This window comes from Pseudoalteromonas sp. MM17-2 (genome assembly GCF_022347945.1).
GTDB lineage: Bacteria > Pseudomonadota > Gammaproteobacteria > Enterobacterales > Alteromonadaceae > Pseudoalteromonas > Pseudoalteromonas ruthenica.
The window spans coordinates 68,527-80,789 of sequence record NZ_JAKRFV010000010.1; the positions used below are offsets into that span (position 1 = coordinate 68,527).

Sequence of the window (12,263 nt, forward strand, 5' to 3'; positions counted from 1 at the left end):
CTATGCAGTCATTAACCAACCACTTTTTGGTCGCCATGCCCTCGTTACAAGAGCCATTTTTCAAACACGCAGTGGCCTATATTTGCGAGCATAACGACGAAGGCGCCATGGGTTTGGTGATTAACCAACCTATTGATGTCACGGTGGGTGAGTTATTAGACAAAATAGACATCGACAACGATAAAAACCAACAAGCCGCTGGGCGCCAGGTGTTTGCTGGCGGACCGGTGAAAACTGACCGAGGCTTTGTGCTGCACACACCTAAGCCGGGCTACGCGTCATCGCAAAGTTTAAGCTCCGAGATAATGATCACCACCTCCAAAGACGTCCTTGCGAGTCTCACCACCGAGGATGCGCCGGAGCAATTTATCATCACCTTAGGTTATGCCGGTTGGTCTGAGGGTCAGTTAGAGCAAGAGCTGTTGGAAAACTCGTGGCTAATTATGGAAGCCGACCCCGAGGTTATTTTCAATACCCCCATCAACGAGCGCTGGCATAAAGCCTTAGAACTTATGGGTATTGATGCTAATAAGCTTAGTTTGGAGGCGGGTCACGCATGAGTGAGTCCTCAAGCTCTAAAATGGGCCAGCGCAGTGTAATGGGCTTTGATTTTGGTACCAAGAGTATTGGCGCCGCCATCGGCCAAGAGTTAACAGGTACTGCTAATGGCCTGCGCGCTATTAAGGCTCGAGATGGTATTCCTAATTGGGATGATGTTCGCACGCTGGTCGATGAATGGCAGCCAGACTTGTTAGTGGTAGGTTTACCACTGAATATGGATGGCAGCGAGCAAGAGCTCACGCGCCGGGCACGTAAGTTTGCCAATCGCCTACACAATCAAACGGGGTTGCCAGTACAAACCCAAGATGAACGACTAACCACGGCCGCCGCCAAGGAGCAGCTATTCGCCGAGGGCGGCTACCGAAACCTAAGTAAAGGCAATATTGATAATGCCTCTGCGGTGCTTATTCTGGAGAGCTTTTTTGCCGTTCAAGGGGGCTATTAAGCACTGCCATCTGCGCTAAATCAGGTATAAACCCCGCTTGCTCGTAAGCTGCTCGAATTCGGCCCTGCTCGCGCAGTTTGGCCAGCCCTTTTTGGAGTGCTTTAAAGGCCTGCTGACCTTGGGGGTGATTACGAGACACTACGAAGTGGCGACTGTCTTTTATTTGCACAACAAAGTGCGGATGCGCCTTCAGTGATATATTATCCAGTTGGTAATGGTTATTATACTGAGGCATCAGTGGCATCAACATAAAGTCGACCCACTGCATCGACACCATGCGCGCTTGCGATAACCATTCATCTTCTTTAATGATGCGTTTTAACGGCAGTGCCTGCAAGGTCCGCCAATCACTGCGCCAGCGCGGCGTGGATACAGCGGTGAGTGCGGTCATATCGGCCAGCGATGTTATACTCTGCACCCGCGTGTTATCTGGGTGACTATAAATACCCGCATAATACTCACCTTGACGGATCACTGCATCGCTGACAAAAACCGCCTCGCTGAGTATCAGCGCATCAGCACGCCAGTAGGTATCAAAACTAATTAATAATTTACCTTGTTCCAGCAACCGCGTATTACGAAAATTAATCTTGCCGACACGGTAGTTAAAAGTGTACTCGAAGCCGCCTAGGCGCAGCGCTTGCTGCGCCACTATCATATCGACCACATCCCGACGCACACGCTTACCGCTAAAGTCGCTAACGGCTAAGGGCGAGCGCCCAGCCAGAAAGGCCATATAATCGGTATAAACATCATCACGCAAATAGATGTCAATGCTTTGCTCTCTGCCCTGAGCAGGCAGTAGCACGGTGAGTATCAGCGCGTAAAAAAACGCCCTGATACTTTTTACGCTTGAGCGTTTAGCTATCGCTATCGTCGCCAAGGCCGTCCACCGTTACCCCTTGTAGGAAGCCTGCACCTTGTTGTTCGTTGTTACGAAGCTTAATCATCAAACGAAGATCGTTCGGTGAGTCAGCGTGGTGTAGCGCATCGGCGTAGTTGATAAGGTTTTGCTTGTACAGATCAAACAGCGCTTGGTCGAAGGTTTGCATGCCCATTTCTTTGGACTTAGCCATCACCTCTTTGATGGAGCCGATTTCGCCTTTTTTGATCAGTTCGGCAATCATCGGTGAGTTTAGTAACACCTCAATCGCTGCCACACGACCATTACCATCTGTGGTAGGGATCAGCTGCTGAGCAATAATGGCGCGCAAGTTAAGGGCTAAATCATATTTGAGCTTGTCGTGCTTTTCCTTGGGCACCAAGTGCATAATACGGTCAATGGCTTGGTTGGCATTGTTGGCGTGCAAGGTAGCAACACACAGGTGACCAGTCTCAGCGAAGCTTAACGCATATTCCATGGTTTCTTGCGAGCGGATCTCACCAATGAGAATTACATCCGGCGCCTGACGCAGCGAGCTCTTCAGTGCAGCCTCAAAACTCTCGGTATCAAGTCCAACCTCACGTTGGGTAATGATACTTTTGTTATGCTCGTGTACGAATTCAATTGGATCCTCAATGGTAAGGATATGGCCTTTTTGGTTGCGGTTACGATAACCCAGTAGCGCCGCCAATGAGGTCGACTTACCGGTGCCGGTACCACCGACGAACAGCACTAGACCACGTTTTTTCATGATCACATCGGTAAGCACTGAAGGCAGACCGAGTTCATTAACGTCGGGTATGGTGGTAACGATACGACGAATAACCATCCCCGCCTGATCACGTTGCCAAAATGCCGAAATACGGAAACGTCCCTCATCGGTGGCAATGGCAAAGTTACATTCTTTAGAGTTATGAAACTCATTGATTTGTTTATCGGACATTGCCGACTCTACCAAGGTCAATGCCTCATCATCACTGAGCACATAGTCATCAAGGGGGGTGAGCTCGCCATTCACTTTGGCACTGACCGGCAAATGCGTAGAAACAAATAAATCCGATGCCTGCAAGGCGATCATCTTCTGCAAATAATGCGCTAAAGGTTGTATCATGGTGTTAATCCTACTACTGACCCGACATGCCGAATTGGGTCTTATCATGGGCTTTCGCCTGCGCTGCCTGTGTGCTGATAAGGCCACGGTTTAGCAAGTTTTGTAAGCACTGGTCCATGGTCTGCATACCATGCGCAGCGCCAGTTTGAATCGACGAGTACATCTGCGCGATTTTATCTTCACGAATAAGGTTTCGTATCGCGGGGATACCTATCATAATCTCATGCGCCGCAATCCGCCCGCCCGACACTTTTTTCAACAGTGTTTGCGAGATAACCGCGCGCAGTGACTCTGAAAGCATCGAACGCACCATGTCTTTTTCTTCACCGGGGAAGACGTCGATGATACGGTCAATGGTTTTTGGTGCTGAGGTGGTGTGCAAGGTGCCAAACACTAAGTGACCTGTTTCTGCTGCGGTCATCGCTAGGCGAATGGTTTCTAAGTCCCGCAGCTCACCGACCAAGATAACGTCGGGGTCTTCACGCAACGCACTGCGCAAGGCATTGTTAAAGCTGTGCGTATCACGGTGAACTTCCCGCTGGTTAATCAAGCTTAGCTTGTTTTGGTGTACGAATTCTATCGGGTCCTCAATGGTGAGGATATGGTCGTGGCGTGATTTATTGATGTAATCAATCATCGCTGCCAAGGTGGTTGATTTACCCGAACCTGTTGGCCCAGTCACCAATACCAGACCACGCGGGTTTTCCGAGATAGTTTTAAATATCTCCGGCGCGCCCAAATCATCTAAGGTCAGCACCTCATTGGGGATGGTACGAAACACCGCTGCTGGGCCTCGGTTAGAATTAAAGGCGTTAACACGAAAACGCGCCAAGTCAGGAACCTCGAACGAGAAATCCACTTCTAGGTTTTCTTCGTATTCTTTGCGCTGTTTATCGTTCATAATGTCGTAGACAAGGCCGCTGACTTCCTTGGCTTCAAGCACGGGAATGTTAATACGGCGCACGTCGCCGTCGACACGAATCATCGGCGATACACCGGCTGAAAGGTGTAAATCCGAGGCCTTGTGTTGCACACTAAAGGCCAATAATTCAGTAATATCCATAACAGGACTCCACAACTAACTGATAACTTTATGGTTACAATAGCAGAACGACTCGATGCCGCCTACGCCCGAATCGCTACGGCGGCAAAAAAATGCAATCGCGATGAAAAAGACATCACTTTAATCGCCGTTTCTAAGAAAAAACCCTTAGAAGATATTTTAGCGGCTTTTGATCATGGTCACCGAGAATTTGCTGAATCCTATGTCCAAGAAGGTGTTGAGAAGGTGCAGGCACTTAACGACCATAAGACAATAGTATGGCATTTTATAGGCCCCATTCAGAGTAATAAAACCAAAGCGATTGCCGAGCACTTCCACTGGGTGCAAAGCGTTGATAGGGAAAAAATTGCTCGGCGTTTAAATGAGCAGCGCCCCACGAATATGAAACCGCTCAATATTCTCATTCAAGTGAATATTGATAACGACGACAATAAGTCTGGCTGTGCAGTAGCACAATTGCCGCAGTTGGCTGAGCTCGTTGACAATAGTCGACAGCTGCACCTGCGTGGATTAATGGCAATCCCAGCAAAAACCGATAGTTTCGATGCGCAACTGCAATCTTTCGAGAAATTAAAGGCTTGCTTTGATAAACTACAGACCCAATATCCACAGCTAGATACCTTGTCCATGGGCATGAGTGCTGATGTGGATGCGGCCATCGCCGCCGGTTCAACCATGGTCCGAGTGGGCACTGCTATATTTGGAGAGCGCAGCTAGGACGTTGAATCGTATATTCTAATAACACAACAAGTTGAGGTTTATATGTCACAAAAAACCATCGCGTTTATTGGTACTGGAAACATGAGCTACGCCATTATTGGCGGCATGGTGAAAAACGGTTTTGCGAAAGAGCGCATTATTGCTACCAACCGTAATCAGGAAAAACTCGCGAAGGTCGCCGCTGACTTTGGTGTACAAACCACCTCGGATAACGTTGAAGCGATTAAAAAGGCCGATGTCATCGTGTTGTCGGTTAAGCCGCAAATGATGGCGGATTTAGCGCAAAGTTTTATTGATGCTGGTGTTGATTTTAGCGGCAAAGTGTTTATTTCCGTGGCGGCGGGCATTACTGTTGCGCGCTTACAAGAAATGCTCGGCCAACCAGTGAAAATGGTGCGCTGCATGCCAAACACGCCTTCATTATTGGGCCGTGGTGTATCAGGCCTGTATGCCGAAGGTATCAATGAGCAAGAACGCGACTTTATTCAAAGTGTATTTGAATGCACCGGTATCGCTGTATGGGTTGATGAAGAGACGCAAATTAACAACATTATTGCTGTAACTGGCTCTTCACCTGCATACTTCTTCTTGTTTATGGAAGCCATTGAAGAAAAAGCTAAGGCACTAGGCTTTGATGAGCAACAAGCTCGAGCACTAGTACAACAAACAGCTTTGGGTGCAGCGGAGATGGCCTTGTCGCAGGACGATATTAGCATTTCGCAACTGCGCGCTAACGTCACCTCTAAAGGCGGTACCACCCACGCTGCCGTTGAGCACCTAAAAGACCAAGGCCTAGTACAGACTGTTGCCGGAGCCATGGATGCCTGTATTGCCCGTGCCCAAGAGATGGAAAAAGAAATTTAACTTGCGAAGAGACTAAGCTCATGAATGCCATGCAATTTCTTGTTGGGATCGTATTCGATCTATTTTTAATGGTGGTGCTGTTGCGCTTTTGGCTGCAGGCTGTGCGAGCGGATTTCTATAATCCGCTGAGTCAATTTGTGGTGAAGGCCACCAGTTTTGCAGTGAACCCATTACGTAAAATCATCCCCGGTTTTGGCGGTTTGGATATCGCTTCACTGGTGCTGGCATTCATTGTTGCCTTTGCCAAGGTCAGCGTGCTTCTGATGATGTTCCACGGCGGCTGGAGTGCCCCTACGGTGCTTATCTCCGGCGCTCTAACGGTAGTTAAAGAAGGTCTTAACTTACTGTTCTGGGTACTCATTATTCGTGCCATTTTGAGCTGGGTCAGCCAAGGTTACAATCCCATAGAAGCAATTTTCCATCAACTTACTGAACCCATGCTAAGACCGATACGCAAGGTGATCCCCCCCCTTGGTGGCTTGGATCTTTCTATCCTTGTCTTGATTATCGCCTTACAGTTCTTACAAATTTTGTTTATGGACTTTATCGGCTAACCTGAACTCGCAGCAAACCCCGGCTTTGCTGTTCTCTGGTACACTTAAGGGTAAAGAGTGCGTTGGTCGAGCTAAGGCCAACGCCTAACCACAGGAGTCATATTATGAAAACCCTGTTCACTGCATTGCTGTTATGCATACTCAGCATCTCCCCCAGCTATGGCGAGCAAGCCGAAGCTCAAGGGGGTCAATTTAAAAATTTGGGTCACTGGCAAGTACACTATATTGCCTTTCCCTCAACATCCGTTCCCGCAGAAGTTGCGCGTAACTATGACCTAGAGCGGGCTGGCGATAGAGCCCTGATCAATATTTCGGTATTACAAAATGACCAAGCCCAAGCCGTCGACATTCAAGGCAGCGCCAAAAACCTCATTGGCCAAACAGAACAGTTAACCTTTAAAGAAATTAAAGAAGGCGAGAGCATCTATTACATAGCCCAAATGCGCTTTGATAACGAAGAAGTTTATCGCTTTGAAATAACCTTAACGCAAGGAAATACAGTTGAAGTGCTGCGTTTCCATCAAAAGTTGTACGAACACTAAGAGAGAATACATGACCACTTGGGTGCTAGCCACAGGTAACAAAGGCAAAGTTGCTGAGCTCAGTGCGCTGTTAAGCGAGCTAAGTATTGAAATAAAACCACAAAGTGAGTTCCAGGTAAGCGATGTTGCAGAAACTGGCACTACCTTCGTTGAAAACGCCATTATTAAGGCTCGCCACGCCAGCGCCGAAACGGGTCTGCCTGCAATCGCCGATGACTCCGGATTGATTGTTGATGCCCTTGACGGTGCTCCCGGTGTGTATAGCGCTCGCTATGCTGGGGCAAATGCCAACGATGACGACAACATAGATAAATTACTCGCGGCCATGCAAGGTAAAAACCAACGCAGTGCCCGCTTTTGCTCTGTGTTGGTGCTGGTGCGCCACCAACACGACCCACTGCCATTAATCTGCCAGGCCTCTTGGGAAGGAGAAATTACCTCAGCGCGCAGCGGTGCCCAAGGTTTTGGCTATGACCCGGTATTCAAAGTAAACGGTTTGGAAAAAACCAGCGCCGAGCTAAGCAAGGAAGAAAAAAATCGTCTGAGCCATCGTGGACAAGCATTACGCCACTTACTCAGCGCGTTAAAAGGCTAAGCAGTGCAACACCTTCCACCTTTGAGCTTATATATTCACATCCCATGGTGTGTCCAAAAATGCCCTTATTGCGACTTTAATAGCCATGCGCAAAAAGGCCAACAAATCCCTGAGCAAGAATATGTCCAGCATCTGCTTGGCGACCTGCGCAATGACGCGCCGCTCGCCTGCGGACGCCCTATTCACAGTATTTTCATTGGCGGTGGTACGCCAAGCTTGCTCTCCGGTCAGGCTATGCAACAATTGCTTGACGGTGTAAGAGCGCTCATTCCTTTACAGGAAAATGCCGAAGTGACCTTGGAGGCAAACCCAGGCACAGTTGAGGCGGGGCGTTTCAGTGAGTATGTCCAAGCCGGCGTCAATCGCATCTCCATCGGGGTGCAATCAATGCAACAAGATAAGCTGAAAGCCTTGGGCCGTATTCATAGCCAAGAAGAAGCCATCAATGCGGCAAAACAAGCCCATGATGTTGGCCTTCGCAGCTTTAACCTCGACTTGATGCACGGCCTCCCCGGCCAGTCTATTGATGATGCATTGGCAGACTTAACACAAATCATCGCGCTGCAACCCCCGCATATTTCTTGGTATCAGCTTACTATTGAGCCTAACACGCAATTTTACTCCAAACCCCCGGCCCTGCCAGAGGACGACACCTTATGGCAAATCCAAGAAAGGGGGCAAGCACTGTTGGCCGAAGCGGGTTACCAGCAGTATGAAATTTCCGGCTATGCAAAGCCGGGACATCAGTGCCAACACAACTTAAATTATTGGCGATTCGGCGATTATTTAGGCATAGGCTGTGGCGCTCATGGCAAAATAACCAAGCCTGATGGGCAGATTGTGCGCACCGAGAAGGTCAAGCACCCGCGCGGCTATATGGATTTAACCAAGCCATATTTATATCGCGACTGGTCAGTCAGCGAACAAGAGCGGCCATTTGAGTTTATGATGAATCGCTTGCGGTTAATGGAGTCTTGCCCTATCGCTGAATTTGCCCAGCTGACCGGCTTGGCGTTATCGCATATTGAGCCGCAGCTGCAACGAGCGCAGCACCTAGGGTTAGTGGCATTAGATAATACCCAACTAACAGTCACAGCTCAGGGTCATCGTTACCTTAATGAGTTACTTGCGCTCTTTGTTGACGATTAAACTTCGGCTTATAGAGTAGCCACAAACACAGAAGGATAAGCACAATGAGGTGGGTGTTTTTGCTAATAACACTGTTGGCTGGTACGGCGCACAGCGCCACTAATGAGCCGGTCATTAAAGACTTTGGGCTCTTTTATCCGGTACCCGACAGTGACCCTATTGGCCAGGACGTGCGCTTTAAAATTGCCTTTGACGTGGCCTCCGGGGCACCGGTTGGTGAGCAAAATAACCACATCAACTCATTAGCCCGGTTTATAAACATGCATGTGGCCCATGGCGTGAATCCAAAAAATATCGCATTGGCACTGGTGGTTCATGGCGATGCGACCCAAGATGTACTCAAAAGCAGTGAATATAAAGCGCGATTTGCCGCTGATAATGCCAACGCTTCGTTAATTCGCCAACTGCTCGCAAATAATACCCAAGTGTATGTGTGCGGCCAATCGGCAAAGCACAACAACATCAATGCTAAGCAGTTGTTGCCTGGGGTCCGCATGGCCCTTTCTGCCATGACCGCCCATGCACAATTACAACAACAAGGGTATACACTGAATCCATTTTAGCGATATAGCAGCCAATAGCGCAGTCCTGCATTTAGCCTAACAACTGTGATACTGGGCGCTATGTGCAATATTAAAACAACAAGTGAAATAGGTATCTAACTATGCGTAAGCTCACTCTAATCGCGGCCACTGTCAGTGCCGCACTACTGGCTGGCTGCCAAGGCACCCCAGCAAATAACAGCACTGCTAACAGTGCGCCAGTACAGCAGCAAGTGGTGCAATCGGAAGTAGCAAAGGCCAATGCATTTTTCGAAGAAGTCTTTAACCGAAATGTGATGCGCAGCCCTGTGTATCAAACCTACATGGGCATTAAAAAAGACTATGACAAATGGGACGATGAAAGCGAAGCACGCGCTAAAGAGGATTTAGCGTTAGCGAAAAAAGATCTCGCCACGCTGGCGACCATAGATCGCGCTAAGCTCGATGCAAATACCCAGATCAGCTATGACCTAATGCAACAAAACCTAGAGCAAAGCATCGCTGATTACCAATGGCGCTACCATAACTACCCGGTTAACCAAATGTTTGGCACCCACTCTATGGTGGCAGCATTCCTTATCAACCAACACCAAATCAGCAGTGTTGAGGATGCCAAAGCCTATATTGCTCGTTTAAATGGGGTGCCTAAGCTATTTACACAGCTACAAACCAATTTACAAACTCGCGCAGACAAAGGCATCATTGCCCCGAAATTTGTATTCCCACACGTCATTGAAGCCAGCCAAAACATCATTAAAGGTGCCCCCTTCGGTGGTGATAAAGACTCTACCTTATTGGCCGACTTTAAACGCAAAGTCGACAAGCTAGATATCGACAATGGCGATAAGAGCGCCTTAATTGCCGAAGCCACCGAAGCGCTACAAGTCTCAGTCAAGCCAGCATATAACGGCTTAATCAGCTACCTACAGCAACTTGAAAAACGCGCCGATAACCGTGACGGTGCTTGGAAGTTTCCTGATGGCAAAGCCTTTTATAACACCATGCTGGAGCGCACCACCACCACCGATTTAAGTGCGGAACAAATCCACGCCATCGGCCTTGCGGAAGTACAGCGTATTCATGATGAAATGCGCGCCATCAAAGAAAAAGTGGGCTTCGAGGGCGATTTAAAAGCGTTCATGGAGTTTATGAAAACCGATGAGCAGTTCTATTACCCTGATACCGAAGCCGGTCGCGAAGCATACCTAAATGAAGCTATCCGTGTGATTGATGACATGAAGGGACGCCTCGATGAGCTGTTCTTAGTAAAACCTGAAGCCGGACTAAAAGTAAAACGTGTTGAAGCATTCCGCGAGAAGTCAGCGGGTAAAGCCTTCTATCAACAGCCAGCTCCCGATGGCTCACGCCCAGGTGTCTACTACGCTAACTTGTATGACATGGAAGCCATGCCCACCTATCAATTGGAAGCCTTGGCTTATCACGAGGGGATCCCAGGCCACCACATGCAAATCGCCATTGCCCAAGAGCTCGAAGGCGTGCCTAACTTCCGTAAATACGGGCGTTTTACCGCTTACACCGAAGGCTGGGGACTGTACTCAGAGCTGTTGCCAAAAGAAATGGGGCTGTATCAAGACCCTTACTCTGACTTTGGCCGTTTAGCGATGGAACTTTGGCGCGCATGCCGCTTGGTTGTAGATACCGGTATCCATGCTAAACGTTGGACGCGTCAACAGGGTATCGACTACTACGTCAATAACACCCCTAACGCGACATCGGACGCAGTGAAAATGGTTGAGCGTCATATCGTTATGCCATCACAAGCCACCGCTTATAAGATTGGTATGCTGAAAATCGTTGAGCTGCGCGAGCAAGCTAAAAAGGCGCTAGGTGATAAATTCGATATTCGTGAATACCACAATATCGTGCTTAAAAATGGCCCAGTACCATTGAACTTACTTGAAGAAATGGTTGCCGAATGGGTCGCTAGCAAGCAGGCATAAGGCCAGCAAAACAGCAGCCGTAACAAGCAAAAGGTTTGTTACGGCTTTTTTATGTTCGCACTAAAATCCGCTGTCTTAGGGCTAATCCACCAAGTAATACTCAATGGTGCTCACCACCTTTTTATATATATAAACTTTTATCATATAAATACTATATTTTAGAGAACGCTTCTATATGTATAACTGAATTGACATTTGAAATATAGGATGGTTCTATCACCGACCAATGATAAAATAGATTAATAACTAGAGCCCTCTTTAACCATTAAAATAAATTAATAATCAACAACTCGCTTTTAAATTGACTTCAATAAAAATTCAAGCTATATTTTTTTTGAGTATAAAAATCAAGGATGATAAATTATGAGCACAAGAAGCTACGCCACTAACATGGCGAAATCAGACCCGTTGGGATTCTATATCAAGCTGTTAGACTTGAAAGCATATGAGAAAGACCTCAGAAATCTAACTAATGTCTATTACATATTAACGGGTATAGTAGTCTATAGACAGTTAGATCATCTTTCTCGTCAGAAAGTTATGCGTGAAATTCAAAAAGTTCGCAAAATCAACCCTAGATTGCACGGAAAACTCTTCTCTCTACCACCCTTAATCGTTGCTGATAAGTACAAATTTAAATGGTCTTTAAGCGATACCGAGTTAAAACGCCATTACGAAAGCAGTACTGGGGTTTCTTCTGCACTTCGTTACCTAGGTATTGACTTGAGAACTTATGGAGCGTCTGTCGCTGCAATCGGGGCAGCTATACTAGAAGCATCAAAAAGTGGGCTCAAGGCAGGTGCAAAAGAGACCATAAAGTCTTCATCTAACTACAATTTAGCTAGTGAACTAGCCGAGGAAGTTGATGCCAAGCCTTCAACCGTAGTAAGAATTGGACACTTTGCAGCACTCGTCACAATACTTGCAAGTGGGGTTCGCACAATGGCTCTAGTAAACGAGGAAGAGGCTCTCAAGGAGATGTACTTAAGAGGAATGGTTGAACCATAATGATAGCCCAAGGAATTATTGCAGTATTTTTTTTAATATATTACTTTAAGGTAAAATGGAAGAGAAAAAACCTGCGCTGTAATTCACCTATGAAAACGCTTGCTCTCTATGCTATACACTGCGCAGCAGCCTTAGCAACAGGCGTAATTCTACTTTTAGATATCTACTTCAGCCTATCGCTCCTATCAGGTTTACTTATCCTGCTAATTGTATTCTTTTTAGAATTAATATGGCTGTTAGTTAGCTTTCGCTCAAGGAAGTGTCC

At 47.4% G+C, this 12,263-nt stretch carries 14 protein-coding genes; 11 read left to right on the forward strand and 3 right to left on the reverse strand.

The genetic code is table 11. The features are described from left to right. Positions 1–2: 2 nt before the first annotated feature. Complete coding sequence (locus tag MHM93_RS10110) at positions 3–560, forward strand: YqgE/AlgH family protein (protein ID WP_022946313.1); 558 nt, start codon at positions 3–5, stop codon at positions 558–560. Then, positions 557–1,006 (forward strand): Holliday junction resolvase RuvX, encoded by a 450-nt coding sequence (gene ruvX, locus MHM93_RS10115; RefSeq protein WP_239449063.1) that lies wholly within the window; start codon positions 557–559, stop codon positions 1,004–1,006. The genes MHM93_RS10110 and ruvX overlap by 4 nt, the downstream gene beginning before the upstream one ends. Here ruvX and MHM93_RS10120 read toward each other — a convergent pair. From MHM93_RS10120 to MHM93_RS10130, 3 genes are read right to left on the reverse strand one after another with little or no spacing between them, the layout of a single operon-like run. Continuing rightward, on the reverse strand, positions 966–1,889 hold the full coding sequence (locus tag MHM93_RS10120) for a hypothetical protein (RefSeq protein WP_239449064.1): 924 nt from the start codon (positions 1,887–1,889) through the stop codon (positions 966–968). The genes ruvX and MHM93_RS10120 overlap by 41 nt on opposite strands. Continuing rightward, positions 1,867–3,000: a PilT/PilU family type 4a pilus ATPase gene (locus tag MHM93_RS10125; RefSeq protein WP_022946316.1), complete on the reverse strand. Its 1,134-nt coding sequence runs from the start codon at positions 2,998–3,000 to the stop codon at positions 1,867–1,869. Before MHM93_RS10125 ends, MHM93_RS10120 begins: the two co-directional genes overlap by 23 nt. Before the next feature lie 13 nt (positions 3,001–3,013). Next, positions 3,014–4,063 (reverse strand): type IV pilus twitching motility protein PilT, encoded by a 1,050-nt coding sequence (locus tag MHM93_RS10130; protein WP_022946317.1) that lies wholly within the window; start codon positions 4,061–4,063, stop codon positions 3,014–3,016. A 30-nt stretch (positions 4,064–4,093) separates the two neighbouring features. Here MHM93_RS10130 and MHM93_RS10135 point away from each other — a divergent pair, with 30 nt between their 5' ends. From MHM93_RS10135 to MHM93_RS10175, 9 genes are all read left to right on the forward strand, one after another. After that, positions 4,094–4,780 carry a YggS family pyridoxal phosphate-dependent enzyme gene (locus tag MHM93_RS10135; protein WP_138588410.1) on the forward strand — a complete coding sequence of 229 codons (687 nt, stop codon included), beginning with the start codon at positions 4,094–4,096 and terminating at the stop codon, positions 4,778–4,780. A gap of 45 nt (positions 4,781–4,825) precedes the next feature. Continuing rightward, positions 4,826–5,647, forward strand: a complete 822-nt coding sequence (gene proC / locus MHM93_RS10140) for a pyrroline-5-carboxylate reductase (RefSeq protein ID WP_152440327.1) — start codon at positions 4,826–4,828, stop codon at positions 5,645–5,647. 20 nt (positions 5,648–5,667) lie between these two features. Beyond that, positions 5,668–6,201 (forward strand): YggT family protein, encoded by a 534-nt coding sequence (locus tag MHM93_RS10145; protein ID WP_022946320.1) that lies wholly within the window; start codon positions 5,668–5,670, stop codon positions 6,199–6,201. Between the two features lie 104 nt (positions 6,202–6,305). Continuing rightward, positions 6,306–6,743, forward strand: a complete 438-nt coding sequence (locus MHM93_RS10150; RefSeq protein WP_239449065.1) for a DUF4426 domain-containing protein — start codon at positions 6,306–6,308, stop codon at positions 6,741–6,743. A 10-nt stretch (positions 6,744–6,753) separates the two neighbouring features. Further along, complete coding sequence (gene rdgB, locus MHM93_RS10155; protein WP_239449066.1) at positions 6,754–7,338, forward strand: RdgB/HAM1 family non-canonical purine NTP pyrophosphatase; 585 nt, start codon at positions 6,754–6,756, stop codon at positions 7,336–7,338. A gap of 3 nt (positions 7,339–7,341) precedes the next feature. Further along, positions 7,342–8,487 (forward strand): radical SAM family heme chaperone HemW, encoded by a 1,146-nt coding sequence (hemW, locus tag MHM93_RS10160; protein WP_239449067.1) that lies wholly within the window; start codon positions 7,342–7,344, stop codon positions 8,485–8,487. Between the two features lie 44 nt (positions 8,488–8,531). Beyond that, a complete protein-coding gene (locus MHM93_RS10165) occupies positions 8,532–9,050 on the forward strand; it encodes a DsrE family protein (protein WP_239449068.1) in 519 nt (172 codons plus the stop codon). Between the two features lie 101 nt (positions 9,051–9,151). Then, positions 9,152–10,990, forward strand: a complete 1,839-nt coding sequence (locus MHM93_RS10170; protein ID WP_138588405.1) for a DUF885 domain-containing protein — start codon at positions 9,152–9,154, stop codon at positions 10,988–10,990. A 363-nt stretch (positions 10,991–11,353) separates the two neighbouring features. Further along, the gene (locus tag MHM93_RS10175; RefSeq protein WP_239449069.1) at positions 11,354–11,998 is read left to right on the forward strand and encodes a hypothetical protein; all 645 of its coding nucleotides are present in this window, start codon (positions 11,354–11,356) and stop codon (positions 11,996–11,998) included. The last annotated feature ends 265 nt before the right edge of the window (positions 11,999–12,263 follow it).

What these genes read in the sequence shown, in the direction of transcription:
- MHM93_RS10170 (WP_138588405.1), top strand. Translation starts at nt 9,152, where the DNA reads ATGCGTAAGCTCACTCTAATCGCGGCCACTGTCAGTGCCGCACTACTG.
- proC (WP_152440327.1), top strand. Translation starts at nt 4,826, where the DNA reads ATGTCACAAAAAACCATCGCGTTTATTGGTACTGGAAACATGAGCTAC.
- MHM93_RS10165 (WP_239449068.1), top strand. Translation starts at nt 8,532, where the DNA reads ATGAGGTGGGTGTTTTTGCTAATAACACTGTTGGCTGGTACGGCGCAC.
- ruvX (WP_239449063.1), top strand. Translation starts at nt 557, where the DNA reads ATGAGTGAGTCCTCAAGCTCTAAAATGGGCCAGCGCAGTGTAATGGGC.
- MHM93_RS10135 (WP_138588410.1), top strand. Translation starts at nt 4,094, where the DNA reads ATGGTTACAATAGCAGAACGACTCGATGCCGCCTACGCCCGAATCGCT.
- MHM93_RS10130 (WP_022946317.1), bottom strand. Translation starts at nt 4,063, where the DNA reads ATGGATATTACTGAATTATTGGCCTTTAGTGTGCAACACAAGGCCTCG.
- MHM93_RS10125 (WP_022946316.1), bottom strand. Translation starts at nt 3,000, where the DNA reads ATGATACAACCTTTAGCGCATTATTTGCAGAAGATGATCGCCTTGCAG.
- MHM93_RS10145 (WP_022946320.1), top strand. Translation starts at nt 5,668, where the DNA reads ATGAATGCCATGCAATTTCTTGTTGGGATCGTATTCGATCTATTTTTA.
- MHM93_RS10110 (WP_022946313.1), top strand. Translation starts at nt 3, where the DNA reads ATGCAGTCATTAACCAACCACTTTTTGGTCGCCATGCCCTCGTTACAA.
- MHM93_RS10150 (WP_239449065.1), top strand. Translation starts at nt 6,306, where the DNA reads ATGAAAACCCTGTTCACTGCATTGCTGTTATGCATACTCAGCATCTCC.
- MHM93_RS10175 (WP_239449069.1), top strand. Translation starts at nt 11,354, where the DNA reads ATGAGCACAAGAAGCTACGCCACTAACATGGCGAAATCAGACCCGTTG.
- rdgB (WP_239449066.1), top strand. Translation starts at nt 6,754, where the DNA reads ATGACCACTTGGGTGCTAGCCACAGGTAACAAAGGCAAAGTTGCTGAG.